Genomic DNA, 17,005 nt, shown 5'->3' on the forward strand with positions numbered 1-17,005 from the left:
TTAGTGCTCTAGAGCTCTGAATTTTTCGCGTAAGTGGTTACGAATGCCAATCGCCGTAATATTTAGCGCAATGATCACCGTAACAAGTAAGAATGCTGTCGCATATACCAATGGGCGTGCCGCCTCAACATTTGGACTTTGGAAACCAACATCATAGATATGGAAACCTAAGTGCATAAACTTACGATCTAAATGAATATAAGGGAAGTTGCCATCAAGTGGTAAAGTCGGTGCCATTTTTACTACGCCCACTAGCATCAGAGGTGCAACCTCACCCGCTGCGCGCGCAACTGCTAAAATTAAACCGGTCATGATAGCAGGACTGGCCATTGGCACAATAATACGCCATAGCGTCTCCGCTTTTGTTGCCCCCAGTGCCAATGAACCGTGACGAACTGAACTTGGAATACGTGACAAACCTTCCTCTGTGGACACAATCACAACAGGTAATGTCAAAATAGCCAGTGTCAGTGCTGACCAAATTACCCCTGGCGTACCAAATACTGGACTTGGCGCAGCTTCTGGGTAAAACAATTGGTCAATAGAGCCACCAAGCATATACACAAAGAAACCTAAGCCAAATACACCGTAGACAATAGAAGGTACACCTGCCAAGTTAATTACCGCAATACGGATCATCTTAGTCACGGCGTTTTTCGCTGCATACTCGTGTAAATAAATAGCTGCTACCACACCAAATGGAGTAACAATCACCGCCATCAACATCACCATGAAAACAGTACCGAAGATCGCAGGGAAGACACCGCCCTCGGTATTCGCTTCACGTGGGTCATCACTGATAAATTTACCCGTTTGTGAGAAGTAATGACCAACTTTTGCAAAGAACCCCATATTATTTGGGAACCACACATCCAGAACTTGATAAAGTGGTAAAGTAACTTCTTCGCCACGCATATCACGAACGACGACATAGTCACGCTTTGCATCACCGCGCAGCTCAAACAAACGCTTTTCAAACACTTTGTAGTCTTCACGCAGCTGTGCACGCTGCGCTTCTAAGTCTGCTTTAATTTCAGCTGTTAGCTCATTATCAAGTTGATAACCACGCTCCTTTAAGCGCAATCTTTCAAGCTCATAGTTAATATGGCCAATATCGCCATTTTGAAGATCTAATGCTTCTTCATTTAAATCTACGGCGCGTTCGACTAACTCTTCTAAGCGCGCAATTGAGTTTTGCGAAACCACCTGACCATCTTCGATGACGCGAACGACATAACCATAAAAGTTACCATTTTTACTACGCTCAAAAACTGCCATCTCTTCTGGCACTGATTGGCTTTGAATATCCGTTGTTAAAATCCAACGGAAATCTAGCTCAACAAATTCACGGTTACCTGTTTTAACTAGAAGACGCTCTACATACTCGTCTTGATAATCCGATAAATCATACCCAGCAGCTACTAAACGCTCTTTAGGCACCATTTCACGGTCATAGATTTCACCGATAACGGTTTGCTTCGCAACTGAGCCTTCAAGCTCAAACTGCACAACTTCTGTTGGCCAAAAGAAGCTCAACCCTTTCCACGCGATCATTGCCAATAGGCCAATCACCGAGATTAAACTGATGCTGACTGCACCACCTGTCATCCAGATCCACGGAGATCCTGACTTAAACCATTGTCTTACCATGTCATTACTCCATTACATCGAGCTGTATTTATCACGTAACTGCTGGCGAACAAATTCAGCAACCGTGTTAAAGATAAATGTAAAAATAAACAGTACAAAAGCGGCTAAGAATAAAATTCGGTAGTGAGAACTACCCACTTCTGACTCCGGCATTTCCACAGCAATGTTTGCGGCAAGCGTACGCATACCTTGGAAGATACTCCAATCCATAATTGGCGTATTACCTGTTGCCATCAGTACAATCATAGTCTCACCCACAGCACGACCTAAGCCCATCATAACCGCTGAGAAAATACCTGGGCTAGCCGTCAATAGAACCACACGAACCAGTGTCTGCCACTGTGTTGCGCCCAGTGCTAAGGAGCCGTTTGATAAATGTTTTGGCACACTGAATACTGCGTCTTCAGCAATAGAGAAAATAGTTGGAATCACCGCAAAGCCCATCGCAATACCCACAACCAAAGAGTTGCGTTGGTCGAACGTGAGGCCTAATTCATTGGTTAGATACTGACGAACATTGCCGCCAAACATCCAAACTTCAATGCTGTCACTGATTGCAAAAGACAACCAACCGATGAAAAGCACAACAGGGATAAGTAATATTGAATGCCAGCCATCTGGCAGTAAGTGACGGATTTTCTTCGGCAATTTAGTCCAGCCAAATGCCGTCGCAAGGATAGAAATCGGCAACAATATCAACAATGCAACGATGGCCGGTAAATGCGCTTCAATCAATGGCGCTAACCAAAGGCCAGCTAAGAAACCCAAGATCACGGTCGGTAAAGCTTCCATGATCTCTACTGTAGGCTTGACCACTCGACGCAGCTCCGGCGACATGAAATAAGCGGTATAAATGGCTGCTGACAGCGCAATTGGTACTGCAAATAACATCGCATACATAGCCGCTTTGATCGTACCAAATGAGATTGGCACCAAGGAGAATTTAGACTCAAAGTCATCACTTGCTGAGGTTGACTGCCAAGTATATGCAGGCTCAGGGTAACCTTCGTACCACACTTCTTGCCACAGTGCGGACCAAGTTACTTCTGGGTGCTCATTGTGAAGCTCAACTACGCTCAAAGTCTTGTCAGATAACAACAACGCTGCATTGGAACGAGGTGATACTGCGAAATGCTCAATCGCCCCATCAGTGACTTTACCTTGCCAAAGGTGCGCTTCACTTGTTGTATAATAAAGCCCTAACTCACCAGTATTGGTCGTGGTAAAGAAAGTACGGCGATAAAACTCACTGAAGATATCGACTTGTGCACCTGCGATACTTTCAAATGCGCGGATCTTGGCAAACTGACGCCCGTCATCCGTATTGACTTCAAACCACTGCGATACTTCACCATTGTCATTACTGATCATCAATGAGTTGGCACCAGCCAATAAGCTCATATTAACCAGATTGGCGTTTTCTTCGTTCGCTGCAAGCAACTGAATCTGCTCTACCTCATCGGCAAAACGCGTATCAAATACGTAAATCTGGTTTGCCGAGCGAATTAATACACGGGTGGTGTCTGGCGATATCAACATTTCATCAATACGCCCTTCAATCGGCAATAAGCTGCGCTCAACCGCCCACTCTATTTCGCCAGAGAACATATTCTCCTCTGCACTAAACGAGGCAAAGATAACGCGCTTATCTTCAGTTTGCGCGATCACGGCGGTTTTATCTTCATAATGACTGAAAGCAAATTGCTTGATAGCTTGACCTTGCTCATCAACGACCAGCTGAACGCCATCTAGCGGATAACTCAAGCGCGGCTTCATCACACGCTCATTACCGGGGAATGAGATCAGAAAACTCGGTTTAACTAACTGGACTTGACCATTATCTAAGCCATAGGCATATATACCTAAAAAAGGTGCGCTCTGTGCAAAGCTGTTAACTTGCCCGTCTAACTCAACAGTTAGAGAGCTCAGCTGTTCACCAGACTTATCGCCTTTGATTTGATAAAAATCAACTTGCCCTGCACTATCAAGTAGGTAAGCAATTTCAGTTTGCTCTTCCATGCCTAATCCGTAATACGTTTTATTACTTTGAAGAGCTAATTCCGTGCGTTTAGTCACACTTGCCGATTCAAATATCGGCTGTACAACATAAAGTAAGTAAAAGAAGATCAGAAGCAAAGCAACCAATACCATCACCCCACCCGAGGTAATGCCAAATTGGGCAAAGCGGTCTTTAAAGAGACGGCTTCTATCCGTTTTGAAGGACGGTTTTTGCGGATTGGAAGTCATCAAAACACCTTTTTATTATCAAGTTGCGGCGCATTATATTTCATCAAGATGACAGTTATGTTACATCAGCCATGATGAATTTGTTCCTTTTTTTAACTTTTATTACGCCCGCGCAAATCCTCTTTCGAATGCATTGCGTTTTCATTTGCATTTGTTTACAAAGCAAGCCGTATCTGATTGGAAATATCTCTGACTTTTACTAGCCTTAAAGGGCGATTAATCGCTTTTCCACCACCGCCATAAAGGCATTTAATAATAAGAGACATGTGATATGAAGCAGTTAGTATTAACACTTATAGGTAAGGACCGACCTGGTCTCGTAGAAGAAATATCTGCCACAATTTTACAGCACCATGGTAACTGGGCGACCAGTAACTTAAGCCATTTAGCTGGTCAATTTGCAGGTATCGTACTCGTAGAAGTTGCAGAAGAGCATTTACAAGCATTACAAGATGCACTTCATACATTACCAGAGCTTGAGGTCCGCATTGAACACGGCGTGCACAGCAAGCCAGAAACTCAAATAGAAAAACTCAACTTGGTTATCACGGGCAATGATCGTCCAGGCATTATCCAAGAGCTTTCTACCGTCATTCGTCACAAAGGCGCAAACATTACGCACCTGAATTCTAGACAGCAAAGCGCACCTAACTGGGGGCTACCAATTTTCAGTGCATTTGCCACTGTCAGCCTACCTCCAGGCATGGATAAAGAGCATGTTGTGGACGCATTAGAAGCCATCACCAGTGACCTCATTGTGGATGTTGAACCCGACTAATTTTTGATTTTAAACATACTAACAAATCAAATATATTCTACACTCATATGGCAGACAGGTTTAACCACTGCCATATCTTCACTTCTTTACTTGGTTGTACCCGCCGTCATATAAGTGTCACATTCTGGACATACTCTAGAATAAGCTATCGTTACTATGGAATGTAAAATGCACGCACTATCTAGCGACCCCAAAGCAATCAGCTTTTTTGCAAAAGAGCTTAGCTGGCTGTCATTTAATGAGCGAGTCTTGCAAGAGGCCAAAGATAAAAACAACCCCATCATTGAACGCATCCGTTTTTTAGGGATCTTTTCAAATAACCTTGATGAGTTTTTTCGCGTGCGTGTTGCCGATGTAAAACGCCGTATCCTGCTGAGTAACCTACCTGATGCCCACTTCGAAGAAAACGAAGCGCTGCTCAATCAAATACAAAAAAAAGTACTCTCTTTAGGAAAAAAGTTTAATCATATCCATAAGCAAATATTCAATGATTTGAATGCCCATAACATTCATGTCAAGCAGCCTGAAGCGCTCTCAGACTTCCACAAACAGTGGCTGCGGGATTATTTTAATGATCAGGTTTTACAGCACCTTTCGCCGATTTTGCTTACTGAAAATAGAGACTACTCAGACTTAATCAACGATACCATGACCTACTTATTTGTCGAAATGCGTAACGACAACGACAAACATCATCATGCACTGCTAGAGTTGCCCACTGACAGGTTAGATCGCTTTGTGATCTTACCGCCAGAAAAAACCCGCAGACAAAAAACCCTGATGTTGCTTGATGATGTCGTTAGGTATCATTTACGTGAGGTGTTTAGTAACTTTTTATCGTTTGATCACATCGAGGGGTACGAAATAAAGCTCACTCGCGACGCCGAATACAACTTAGATGATGAATTAGAAGAAGGTCTGCTAGACAAAATGTCGAAAGGGCTCAAACAGCGCTTATATGCTGAGCCTGTTCGTCTTACCTATGACGAAGCCATGCCGGACTCCATCATGAAGGTGATGAAAAAACGCTTGGGCGTAACACATCAAGACGCACTTATTCCCGGAGGCAGCTATCGTAACTTTAGAGACTTTATCGCCTTCCCCAATGTCGGCAGAGGATATTTAGAAAACAAGCCTTTACCGCCCTTAAAAAGCAGCGCATTTGATAAACATGACAGCGCTTTCAAGGCGATCTCTGAGCAAGATATATTGCTTTATTATCCATATCACACTTTCAATCATATGCTGGAATATGTTCGCCAAGCCGCATTTGATCCCAAAGTCACTCAGATTAAGATCAATATTTACCGAGTAGCCAGTCGTTCACAGCTAATCGCATCCCTGATCAACGCTGCGAAAAATGGCAAAAAAGTCACTGTGATGGTTGAGCTCAAAGCGCGCTTTGACGAGCAAAACAACATTGAGTGGGCGAAAATGCTCAGTGAGTATGGCATCAAAGTGATGGTCGGGTTACCGGCCCTTAAGGTGCATAGTAAGCTGTGTGTGATCCACCGCAAAGAGAAGGGGCAAATTGTCAAATATGCACACATAGGTACAGGCAACTTCCACGAAAAAACAGCGCGGATCTATACTGATTTCAGCTTGTTTACAAAGCACCCCGATATCTGCAATGAATGCGATGATGTCTTTAAATTCATCGAAACGAGCTATCGCCCATTTACTTTTAAGCATCTTATGATCTCACCGCTCAATGCGCGGGAAAAAATATACTCGCTCATAGATCAAGAAGTCAAAAATGTACGCGAAGGTAAAGTTGCACGTATCACCGTCAAGGTAAATAATCTGGTCGATAAAGAACTTATTGAAAAGCTTTACAGTGCGGCGATGGAAGGGGTTAAAATCCGCATGATCATTCGCGGCATGTGTGCCCTAGTTCCCGGCCTTGCAGGGTTCAGCGACAACATTCGCGTGATCAGCATTGTCGATAGATTCTTAGAGCACCCGCGAGTCATGGTTTTTGAAAATGACGGCAATCCACAGGTGTATATTTCATCCGCAGATTGGATGACCCGCAATCTAGATCATCGCGTTGAAGTAGGCGTGCCCATCTATGATGAATCACTGAAACAGTTGATCATTGACACGTTAGAGCTACAATTTCGAGACCGTGTAAAAGCGCGCTTAATAGATAGTGAGCAAAAAAATAACTATGTGAATCGCGGTAATAAAAAGAAGATCCGCTCACAAATCGCCATCTATGATCACATTAAAAAATGGGAAAGCAGTAGGACTTAATATGACAACATACCCTTCTTTTGCAGCCGTTGATTTAGGCTCAAACAGTTTTCATTTAGTGGTTGCAAGGGAGGTAGATGGTCGATTACAAATACTGCACAAAGAAAAGCAACGAGTCTATTTAGCAGCGGGGCTCGATGAAAATAACCACCTTGATGATGACGCCATTGAACGGGCACTGCATGTGCTGGCCCAATTTGCGGCGACGCTTAAAGGCTATGAAAAAAAGCACGTCGAAGTCGCTGCAACATATACGCTAAGAAAATGTCAAAACTTGCGTCATTTCTTAAAGCAAGCAAAGCACGTTTTTCCTTATAAAATTAACGTGATCTCTGGTCAAGAAGAAGCCCGATTAATATACCAAGGCGTTGCGAATTATATACATGATGACGGTAATCGACTGGTGATCGATATCGGTGGTGGCAGTACAGAATTGATCATCGGTAAACACCATCATCATAAACTGCTTACCAGTCGAGATATTGGTTGTGTAACCATGAGCAAACGCTATTTCGATGATGGTAAGTTGACAGAAAAACGCTTTCAAAAAGCAACGATTGAAGCTGAGCAAAATATTGAAGCCATCGCTGCAAGCTATCAAAAAATGGGTTGGCAAACTTGTCTTGGCACATCGGGGACCATTAAAACCTTAGTCGCAATCAATGAAGAGTTATTTGCCAGTAAAACACTCAGTTTGTCCTCTTTATTTCAGATCCAAGCCCACTTTATTGCTGCACAAAAGTTAGAACACGTAGACCTTAAATCACTGCCACCAGAGAGAAAATCTAGTATTGCTGGTGGACTAGCAGTACTGATTGGTGCGTTTAATCAGCTTAATATGACCGAAATCATATATTGTGACCACTCGTTACGAGAAGGACTGTTGCATGAACTGGCGCAAAACGATGAGTTTGATATTCGCGCCCGCACCATAGCGTCATTTGCAGATCACTATGCTGTCGATACCGAACATGCCGCCAATATATGCCAAACCATTAAGCGGCTATTTGACGCGGCCAAAGCACCTTGGCAACTAGAAAGCTTAGATTTAGAAATACTGCGCTGGGCTGTGCAATTGCATGAAGTGGGTATCGCGATTAATTCCTCAGGCATACACAAACACAGTGCTTATGTTGTCAGCAATAGTCAATTACCTGGCTTTACCCAAGAGCAACAAACACTGCTTGGCGCGCTGATCCGCTTTCATCGCAAAAAGATCAAAAATGTCGACCTCAATGCCCTGATAGAAGTTGAATCACAGCCGCAATTTGCCAAATTACTCACACTATTGCGCTTAGCAATTTTATTTCACCAAAAGCGACAAAAAAACCTTGTGCCAGAATATACCATGGTGGTGACCAATCAAACGGTTGAATTGATGTTTGAGCAAACTTGGTTTGAGCAGCATTCGTTGTTTGCTGCAGATCTAGAACAAGAGCAAGCCTACTGGAAAAACTTAGTATTATCTCTCAATATCGCCACATATTGAGTGTATATAATCAACCAACGCCATAGTCACAACAATGAAAAGGCAGTGCTAGTCGTCTAAGTCATCCCGTGCCACCGCAAACATTTCATCTCCATAGGCACGGCTTTGAATGATCAAATCAAATAACACCTGTATTTCTGAAGCTGGGCGAATGGCATTTAAAATCAGCTCGGCTTCAGTTAAGTTGTTGCGCTCTACCTCTATCGCCAGACGCAAGGCACCGCCAATTAAGCCTTTGTAACTTAACAATGCACTACTTAAATCGGGGTCAAGTGAGAACTCATCTACCACCACAGAAAGCTCAACATCCAAAATGGCATCTAGGACCGACATCAACCCGATTAGATAACCCTGCTCTGCCATTTCCTCGCCGCCAGGGGCTAAAAATAGCTCTAAAAACTTGGCTCGATTGAGCCCTAGTTTGGTTAACTCAGTCGGTTTATCAGCCCCAAGTTCACTCAGCGCAAGCACTTTAACAAATTGACGAATAGCGTCTTCACCCAAATACACCACAGCTTGTGAAATAGAGCGGATCTCTAGGCGATCTTCACCCGCTTTGGCGTTGGCTAGTCTAAGAACTCGCGCAGTCAAACTTAAATCCTTTGACACACGCGCTTGTACTTCTTTGAAGCAAAGCGACTTCTTTGCCGTGCAACGCAGTAAATCGAAGACAGCGAGTTTCGAGGGCTCTACATTGCCATGGTTAAGCATCTCAGGTCTTGCAAAGAAAAAGCCCTGAAAATAATCCGCACCAGCAGCACGAATGAAATTATACTCTTCTTGAGTTTCTATGCGTTCGACAACAATTTGTAAGTGCGGATACTGGCGTTTAAGTTTTTTCACCATCATCGTCGTTTTGATTATGGGTAGCTCTACTTCTAGTTTAACGAAGTCAACCAGCTCTAATAATGGCTGCCATCTAGGGTCACCGTCATAATCATCTAATGCAAATCGATACCCTACCTTTTGCAGTTTATTAACCGTTGTGGTCAGGCTTTCAATGTCTTGTGAGCGCTCGACAATTTCAACTACTAACCCCTGCGGACTTAATAGTTTGGGCAGCTCCTGAATGAGCGTTTCATCTGAAAAGTTTACAAATGCCAATGCACCAGCGGCCAATCTATCCAGACCAATAAAAAGCAGTGAATTAAAGAACAAACGCCCGGTGGCCAAACCATCACTTACCCCACTTGGGAACACATTGTTGTGCGAATCACGATATAGCAACTCATAGGCATGTACTTGCAGTTCGCTATTAAAGATAGCTTGGCGGGCGATATACTGAACGGCGCTTTTTTTGACCTTGGCAGTTTCACTACTCATTAACATCCTTCACTCTTGCACGCATTACTGGCATCCATAGCTTCAGCATATGAGAACTTCGCCAGCGGAGCAAATAAAATCCAACCTGAACTTAATGAAGATCAGGTTGATGTCTAGATTTGATTATTCAGCAACGAGCTCAATACTGCGGAAAAAGCCATCTTCAGCGGCGAGTTCTTTGACCAGCTCTGGTAAAACAGCATCCATGATGTTTTTCAGCACGTACGGTGGGTTGATCACTATCATGCCAGATGCTGTCATACCACGCTCCTCAGTATCCGCAGAGGTCGCTAATTCAAATAATTGAATATTGCGCACACCAGACGCGATTAATTCAGCTTCCATCTGCTCAATGCGTGCTCTGTCAACCACAGGGTACCAAATCATATAGGTGCCGGAAGTAAAGCTTTTATGTGCTTTTAAGATTGTTTTTACCGCTTTTTGATAATCAGTTTTGATTTCATAAGGCGGATCCATCAACACCACTGCTCGACGAGATAAAGGCGGTACTAATCCAAGTAACCCCTTGAAGCCATCTTCACCTTTTACTCTTAAAGAGCGCTTATGTGCCGTGTTTTTTTGCAGTAACGGTAAATCTTGTGGGTGCAATTCAAAGAACCAACCTTTATCTTGCTTACGTAGGTACTGTTCAGCTACCTTTGGCGAGCCTGGATAGAAAGCCAATTTTTTATCATTAAACCCTTTTACCATCTCGATGTAACGAATGATCGCGTCATTGTCACCAGCATATTGCATAAGGCGACCTATACCGTCTTCAAATTCTTGCGTTTTTTGCGCATCGCTCGACGCCAACTCAAACAGTCCAGCTCCCGAATGCGTATCTATATAGTCGAACGGCTTATCCTTACGCGTCATGTAGGACAGCACTTCTGCTAAAACTAAGTGCTTGATAACATCTGCTGGATTACCAGCATGGAAAGAATGTCTATAACTGAGCATATTGGCCCTTATTCGCTGACTATAGTGACTTTTTGCGAATTCGTCTCAATTCCAAACGGCCAAAATCCGACCGCTTTAATGAATAACAAATGAACAAAATAAGAAGTTACCAGAATTATCTCTTAAAACGGCGCAAAAATCAGTATAAAGCTGCGCAAATACTGGTAATAAAGCCCACTTTGCTTTACATTTGCATGACAAAACACAGTGATAAGAGCGCATTTAAAATGAACGATATTCTTCCACAACTCGAACAACTGATCGATCAGCTAATTGGTAAAAATGAGCAGCTAGAGCAGCAAATTGTTCAGCTTAAAGAGCAAAATGGTAAATTAGTTGACGAAAATGAAACTTTACAGCTTGAACTTCTAGAACGAGAAGAGAAGCAAAAAGAAACAAGTACAACACTAAGCAGCTTGCTTGATAAACTGCAGAGCGCTCATCAGGCGAGCTAATGACAGATAAAGTAAGCCAGGTGGCGGTTACCTTACTAGGTAAAAGCCACCAGTTTTCCTGTGCTGAAGGACAAGAACAAGCCCTCATAAATGCAGTTGAGTTGCTCAATTCTCGTGTTGATGAAATGAAGCGCAGAGATACAGTTCGCACTGACCAAAATGCTTTATTAATGGCCGCTTTGCATTTATGTCATGATTTCCAAGCATTAGAGCAGGAGCACCAAGTTGCGACGACTAAAGGGGATCAGCTCATTGCACGCATTAGCGAACACCTTGAGGCTAAATAGCATGTCAATTTGGCTCGCTGTTAGCCTTTTTTTGTTAAGTCTACTCTCCCCGCTCACTTACGCTGCGAATTGGCACACGGTAGATCAATATACGACGATTATTGAACCGGTAAAAGAAGCCCGTTATCTTCTCCCTAACCAAGCACTTATTCGTGGACAAAAATGTGCGGCTCTGATTGATAGCCATGGTGACTTTGTTGCTCTGGAATTATTAATTGCACAGATACGGTCTAATTTAACCACCCCTCTTTGCTATATTGTGGTCACAAACTTAGACCCCAAACAGTTGTCTGGCCTCGTGCTATTAAAAAGTGCATTTCCAGAATCGACGATTTATACCGTTAAAGATACCTCCTCCAGTACGCGCCCACTGAGTGCCATCATTAAAGACGAAGTAGAGCAAAAATTGCTTGGCTTTAAGCAAAGCGTTTTACTCAGTGAACAACGCATTGCCAAAGCGCCAGAGTCAGAGCAGCTCATGTGGATCGCTAAACTACAACAAGCCAAGCAACGCATATCTCGTTGGCAATCAATGCCTATTCCACACATTGAGCAAATAACCAAAGTAACGTCTATCGAACTAGGTAACTATCCGCTCTTATTAAGCCCCATCCAAGGTTTTAAAGGCACAGCACTTCATGTTTATAGCCAAAGTAATCAAGCATTATTTGGCGGACACACAGTGAACCTCTTGCCCTATGTTGCACAAACTAACAGTTCAAGGTGGCAGCACACTTTGTATACTCTTGAAAAAAATTCGCAAGTTAAATGGATACTCCCAGGCTTTGGCAAACCCTACAAGCGAGCACAACTTCATTTGCCTTTGCGCTTTTTATCATTATTAAATGCCCCAGATACGCAATTGCAGATTGCAAAATTGCGTCAAGACTATCTGCAAAATGGCATCTCAGCCGAGCAGTTTGATGCATACTTTGAGCAAGCTGAAAAACAAAAAAAGCACGCTAGCTTTTGAACAAATAACCATCAGAAGGTATAGTAGCTAACATGAACTACGCTAATTCGCCTGTCGATAGCCACTAGTGTTGCCCAGTACTAAGCGCCTATGAATCGTAAAAAATTTTATGCCATCCTTTGCTGTTGCATTGCCTTTTTAAGCACCTTAGGATGTAAGCAAACACCCACGCAAAGTGCAGATCTTCAAGATGTACTTAAGGATTTACTAACACAAAAAGAACCCACACCAGCCCCTCAGGCTGTGACAATCCCAATACAACCAGAGCCCGAGCCAAAGCCCTATAAAACATCTGATATATGGGAACATATTGCCCATAATTTGCGCTTTGAGCAAACGCCGCATTCGCGTGTAAAAGCACGAGTGGATTGGTATTTATCACAACCCGAATACTTACTCACAGTCAATCAACGCTCCTCAGCTTACTTGTACCATATCGTCAAAAAAATAGAGCAGCGCGGCTTGCCCCTAGACTTAGCTCTGTTGCCTTTTGTAGAAAGCGATTTTCGCCCTCATGCCGTGTCAAAGCAAAGTGCAGTGGGCGTCTGGCAACTCGTAGATGCAACCGCTTATCATTTTGGCTTGCAAAGCAACGACTGGTACGATGGCAGGCGCGATGTGTTGGCATCTACTGATGCCGCACTCTCCTACCTGTCATATTTACATAAGACCTTTAATGGTAACTGGCTTCATGCCATAGCAGCCTACAACACGGGTGAAGGGCGCGTAAAAGCAGCAATTAAGCGCAACAAAAAAGCGGGTAAAAGTACCCACTATTGGCACCTTAAGCTACCAAAAGAAACCGCCGATTATATCCCTAAATTACTGGCGTTAAGTTACCTACTCAAACACCCTGAAACAGGGTTCAAACGACCAGCACTTGCCAACCAAGCCACAACAACCATATTAGATGTTGGACAAGCTTTTAACTTTGGCGTCTTAGCGCAGCTACTCGATATCGATAAGCAACAGCTGCACGATCTCAACACTGGCTATTTAAGGCATCAAAGTCCAGAGCAAGGTCCGTATAAATTATTAGTACCGCTCACTGAGCAAGCATTGATGCAAAGTCCATTTTATCGCGAGCAGTTTAGCCGCAGTTATCAGGTTAAGCTTAATGACACCCTCTATGGTATCGCGCGTCAATTTGGTACCTCAGTGAAGAAAATCAAACAGCTTAATAATAAGCAGAATAACCTGATCCGAGTTGGTGAAAAGCTTTTGATCAATCAAGCTAATATCAATAGAACATTAACCGTAGACTATCAGATCAGCCCCTATTTGGAGCAACAGGTCACGCCAAAGCAAGCCACGATTGAACACCATCACACAATCGTCTCTGGTGATTCCTTATGGGATTTAAGCCAGCACTATCAAGTGCCTTTGAAAGACTTACTGGATTGGAATAATCTACAATCAGCCAGTATTTTATCTCCCGGTAAAGTATTGATTTTACATCTCCCAACAACAAAACAAGCACAACCTAATGAACAGCAAAACGCCCCTAGTTACCTAGATGTGCTAGAAGGAGCAACTCAACTTAAAGAGGCACCAAGTACTACCGAACCAAACTTGCCCCTAGACTAGGCCCTGACGTAGAATAGAAGGCCACATTCAAGAGATAGAAGAATACATATGCAAATTACAAAAGACACAGCGGTTGAGTTCCATTACACGCTAACTGAAGGTTCTGAGCAAATTGAAACCAGCACAAATGGCGAACCGCTGAGCTACTTGCATGGTCAAGAAGGCATGCTTCCGGGCTTAGAAGCGGCCTTAGATGGCAAAACTGCTGGGGACAAGTTTTCAGTGACATTAGAGCCAAAAGACAGCTACGGTGAATATCAAGAAGGTCTAGTGCAACGTATTCCAATCAAACATTTGCAAGGTTTAGGAAATAACAAAGTTTGGAAACCTGGTATGAGTGCAATTGTTGACTCTAACCAAGGTCGTCATCAAGTGACCATCGTAAAAGTAGGCCGCTTTAATGCAGATTGTGATTTAAACCACCCATTCGCAGGTAAAACACTGACTTTTGACGTGGAAGTCATCAACGTGAGAGCAGCTACAGCAGAAGAGCTGTCCCATGGCCATGTGCATGGCGCTGGCGGCTGCGGTCACGACCACTAAGGAACAATTATGCAACCTGTTGCCATCATCACTGGTGGCAGCTTTGGCATTGGTAAAGCCATTGTTGAAAAGCTGCTAAACCAAAATTATCGTGTTTTTAACCTCGACATTGCCCACAGTGACCTTGGTGAGTACCGCCACTGTGATGTCAGCCAAGTTGACCAAGTCAAAGAGACGATAACGACTATCATAGCAGAAACAGGACGTGTAGACGCCTTGGTTTCAAATGCAGGCAAGCACCTGAGTGCAACTATCGAGCACACCGATGAAGCAACTTTGGATGCTTTGTTCGCGCTCAATGTTAAAGGCGCTTATGCCTCAATACAGGCAGTGTTGCCTGTCATGAAAAAGCAAAATGACGGTAAAATTGTGCTGATATCATCAGATCAGGCGCATATAGGGAAACCCAACTCTTTTGCTTACAATCTTACAAAGCACGCCCTCGCTTCTATGGCGAAAACCACAGCTTTAGACTACGCACAGTACAACATACGCGCCAATGCGGTATGTCCAGGCACCATAGAAACACCTCTGTTTCACAATGCCATTGATAAGTATTGTGCAAAAAGTGGCGCTGACAAAACGGAAATAGTCGCTGAAGAAGCGGCCCTACAGCCTTTAGGCAGGCTAGGGCAGCCCAATGAAGTCGCTGCACTCGTGGCCTTTTTACTCAGTAACGATGCCGCGTTTATTACAGGCAGCTTGCAAACAATTGACGGTGGTTACACGGCACGCTAATGAAGATTATCGACCCACATTTGCACTTTTTTGATCTTGAAAAGGGAGATTATCACTGGTTGAAACACAATCCACCAGCTTGGCCTAACTTAGACTTGATCCAACAAAACCATTTGCCGACGGCTATACAGGATGTTGTAACATTTAAGGTCGCCGCCTGCGTGCATGTGGAAGCTGGGTTCGATAATAATCATCCAATCAATGAGCTACACTGGCTGGCCGATATTGTGCCACCGCTCCCCTACAAAGCCGTCGCTTATGCCCAAATTGATAGTTCACCGACACAATTTCGTGCCGCTTTGGAAAAGCTTCAGCATCCAAGTCTAATTGCGATTAGAGACATTACTGAAGGCGATGATGCTCAGCGACTACTATGCAAAAATACAAAGCAAAACCTCCACTATTTAGCGGATCTAAACATACACTTTGAAGCACAATTTGAAGTACATAACACTGCGATAAGCCGCCATATATATGAAATCTATAAAGAGCTACCAGCAGCTACTTTAGTGATCAACCATGCTGGTTTCATGGCGGAGGGCTGTGAGTGGCAAGAGAGTATTGGGTTGCTGTCTCAATTAAAAAACTGCTTTATTAAGTTTTCAGGACATGAGTTGTTAGAAACACCGGTGAGCGCACAGGATCAGCTCAGTGAGCTATTAACTTATTTTGGACCCGAGCGTGTCATGCTGGCATCTAATCATCCAGTTTGTCTAATAAAACGTGATTATCAAGCCCAGTGGCAACACTATTATGAGCTTGTTCAGCACCTTGATGGCAGTGTGTGGCAGCAACTTAGCTTTGAAAACGCGAAGCGAGTCTATCAACTGACGGTTTAAGAGCGGATCTGTACCAGATCGAACGCAGCCAAGCTTGGGACAATCACTTGTAGGCGTTTTTCCGTCTCATCTAGTGTGTTGAGGCATTCACAGTACTCATTGGCTTTCACTTCAAGTTGCGCAGCTTTTTGTTGTAAAGACTTATCTATCTCTTTAGAGATGATCTCCATTCGCTGGCCCATATCAGAAAAGCGGCTTTCGATATTCCCTTCTCTAGATTTGAATGCGTCGCCAACTGAAACGAGAATTGCCCCCAGAGAGCCGTGCACTGCTGAGTGAATTTTGCCACTGATCTCTTTGGTGAAAAAATCATCAATCTTTGAGAGGGATTGGGGTGCTATATAATAAAAATCTTCGCCGCGCTTAAACTTATCCATTAACGCACGTTCTACATATTGCAGCTGTGTTTTAAGCACTTCAGGGTTGCTATCAGACATGCCTTCTACAACTTGCTCGATTGCGCTTAGTCCTAAATTCACCCCATCGGTTGCCAAGTTAACTAACTCAGGTACGGTGTCACGGATCCCTTTAGCGTATTCTTGAAGCACTTGTGTTTCTTGCTCGTTGAGCTCAACCCACATACCGCGTACAAGTAGCTGATTATCATTATTAATTTGTACGCGAGTTTGACCGTTATCTAGTATTCGGATCACAGAGTCTGTGATAATTAAACCGTGCCCTAACTCAACATCACATTTGTCATCAGCCTGAGTAACCAGAGATGTCCCAAGCAATAATGTGAAAACAACAGATTTAGCGCTAGCTACAGATAACTTCATACTACCCCCATACTTAATAGCATGAGGGTAGCAAATTTTATTTTTTAACCAAACTTATTTTTTTAATATGAGAGTCAAGTACAAGCAAAGCTTGCAAATTT

General features: G+C 43.5%; 15 protein-coding genes. 10 read left to right on the plus strand and 5 right to left on the minus strand.

Features of this window, described 5'->3' with window-relative positions:
• Both pstA and L1077_RS06030 read right to left on the minus strand, forming a co-directional pair.
• A complete protein-coding gene (gene pstA, locus L1077_RS06025) occupies window positions 1-1,650 on the minus strand; it encodes a phosphate ABC transporter permease PstA (protein WP_237136006.1) in 1,650 nt (549 codons plus the stop codon).
• Window positions 1,651-1,662: 12 nt separating this feature from the next.
• Window positions 1,663-3,897 (minus strand): ABC transporter permease subunit, encoded by a 2,235-nt coding sequence (locus L1077_RS06030; RefSeq protein ID WP_063361502.1) that lies wholly within the window; start codon window positions 3,895-3,897, stop codon window positions 1,663-1,665.
• A 271-nt stretch (window positions 3,898-4,168) separates the two neighbouring features.
• On the opposite strand from L1077_RS06030, the gene L1077_RS06035 reads away from it, so the two are divergent.
• The 3 genes from L1077_RS06035 to L1077_RS06045 all read left to right on the plus strand — a co-directional run bounded on the left by L1077_RS06035 (window position 4,169) and on the right by L1077_RS06045 (window position 8,420).
• Complete coding sequence (locus L1077_RS06035) at window positions 4,169-4,675, plus strand: glycine cleavage system protein R (RefSeq protein ID WP_063361501.1); 507 nt, start codon at window positions 4,169-4,171, stop codon at window positions 4,673-4,675.
• A 168-nt stretch (window positions 4,676-4,843) separates the two neighbouring features.
• On the plus strand, window positions 4,844-6,931 hold the full coding sequence (gene ppk1 / locus L1077_RS06040) for a polyphosphate kinase 1 (RefSeq protein ID WP_237136007.1): 2,088 nt from the start codon (window positions 4,844-4,846) through the stop codon (window positions 6,929-6,931).
• Window position 6,932: 1 nt separating this feature from the next.
• On the plus strand, window positions 6,933-8,420 hold the full coding sequence (locus L1077_RS06045) for a Ppx/GppA phosphatase family protein (RefSeq protein ID WP_237136008.1): 1,488 nt from the start codon (window positions 6,933-6,935) through the stop codon (window positions 8,418-8,420).
• Between the two features lie 48 nt (window positions 8,421-8,468).
• Here L1077_RS06045 and L1077_RS06050 read toward each other — a convergent pair whose 3' ends face one another.
• Complete coding sequence (locus L1077_RS06050; protein ID WP_237136009.1) at window positions 8,469-9,749, minus strand: EAL and HDOD domain-containing protein; 1,281 nt, start codon at window positions 9,747-9,749, stop codon at window positions 8,469-8,471.
• A gap of 117 nt (window positions 9,750-9,866) precedes the next feature.
• Window positions 9,867-10,703: a 23S rRNA (adenine(2030)-N(6))-methyltransferase RlmJ gene (locus L1077_RS06055; RefSeq protein WP_237136010.1), complete on the minus strand. Its 837-nt coding sequence runs from the start codon at window positions 10,701-10,703 to the stop codon at window positions 9,867-9,869.
• A 227-nt stretch (window positions 10,704-10,930) separates the two neighbouring features.
• On the opposite strand from L1077_RS06055, the gene L1077_RS06060 reads away from it, so the two are divergent.
• The 7 genes from L1077_RS06060 (at window position 10,931) to L1077_RS06090 (ending at window position 16,125) form a co-directional block, all read left to right on the plus strand.
• Window positions 10,931-11,158, plus strand: a complete 228-nt coding sequence (locus L1077_RS06060) for a hypothetical protein (RefSeq protein WP_063361545.1) — start codon at window positions 10,931-10,933, stop codon at window positions 11,156-11,158.
• On the plus strand, window positions 11,158-11,445 hold the full coding sequence (locus L1077_RS06065) for a cell division protein ZapA (RefSeq protein ID WP_237136011.1): 288 nt from the start codon (window positions 11,158-11,160) through the stop codon (window positions 11,443-11,445). The genes L1077_RS06060 and L1077_RS06065 overlap by 1 nt, the downstream gene beginning before the upstream one ends.
• Window position 11,446: 1 nt before the next feature.
• Complete coding sequence (locus tag L1077_RS06070; RefSeq protein ID WP_237136012.1) at window positions 11,447-12,418, plus strand: hypothetical protein; 972 nt, start codon at window positions 11,447-11,449, stop codon at window positions 12,416-12,418.
• 90 nt (window positions 12,419-12,508) lie between these two features.
• The gene (locus tag L1077_RS06075) at window positions 12,509-14,005 is read left to right on the plus strand and encodes a transglycosylase SLT domain-containing protein (protein WP_237136013.1); all 1,497 of its coding nucleotides are present in this window, start codon (window positions 12,509-12,511) and stop codon (window positions 14,003-14,005) included.
• Between the two features lie 48 nt (window positions 14,006-14,053).
• Window positions 14,054-14,548 (plus strand): FKBP-type peptidyl-prolyl cis-trans isomerase, encoded by a 495-nt coding sequence (locus tag L1077_RS06080; protein WP_063361493.1) that lies wholly within the window; start codon window positions 14,054-14,056, stop codon window positions 14,546-14,548.
• Between the two features lie 9 nt (window positions 14,549-14,557).
• Window positions 14,558-15,286: an SDR family NAD(P)-dependent oxidoreductase gene (locus tag L1077_RS06085; RefSeq protein ID WP_237136014.1), complete on the plus strand. Its 729-nt coding sequence runs from the start codon at window positions 14,558-14,560 to the stop codon at window positions 15,284-15,286.
• Window positions 15,286-16,125 carry an amidohydrolase family protein gene (locus tag L1077_RS06090; protein ID WP_237136015.1) on the plus strand — a complete coding sequence of 280 codons (840 nt, stop codon included), beginning with the start codon at window positions 15,286-15,288 and terminating at the stop codon, window positions 16,123-16,125. The genes L1077_RS06085 and L1077_RS06090 overlap by 1 nt, the downstream gene beginning before the upstream one ends.
• Here L1077_RS06090 and L1077_RS06095 read toward each other — a convergent pair.
• Complete coding sequence (locus L1077_RS06095; protein WP_237136016.1) at window positions 16,122-16,904, minus strand: YggN family protein; 783 nt, start codon at window positions 16,902-16,904, stop codon at window positions 16,122-16,124. The genes L1077_RS06090 and L1077_RS06095 overlap by 4 nt on opposite strands.
• Window positions 16,905-17,005 lie beyond the last annotated feature (101 nt).

The sequence above is a fragment of the Pseudoalteromonas luteoviolacea genome (assembly GCF_021654285.1).
In the GTDB taxonomy this organism is placed as follows: Bacteria; Pseudomonadota; Gammaproteobacteria; order Enterobacterales; family Alteromonadaceae; genus Pseudoalteromonas; species Pseudoalteromonas luteoviolacea_J.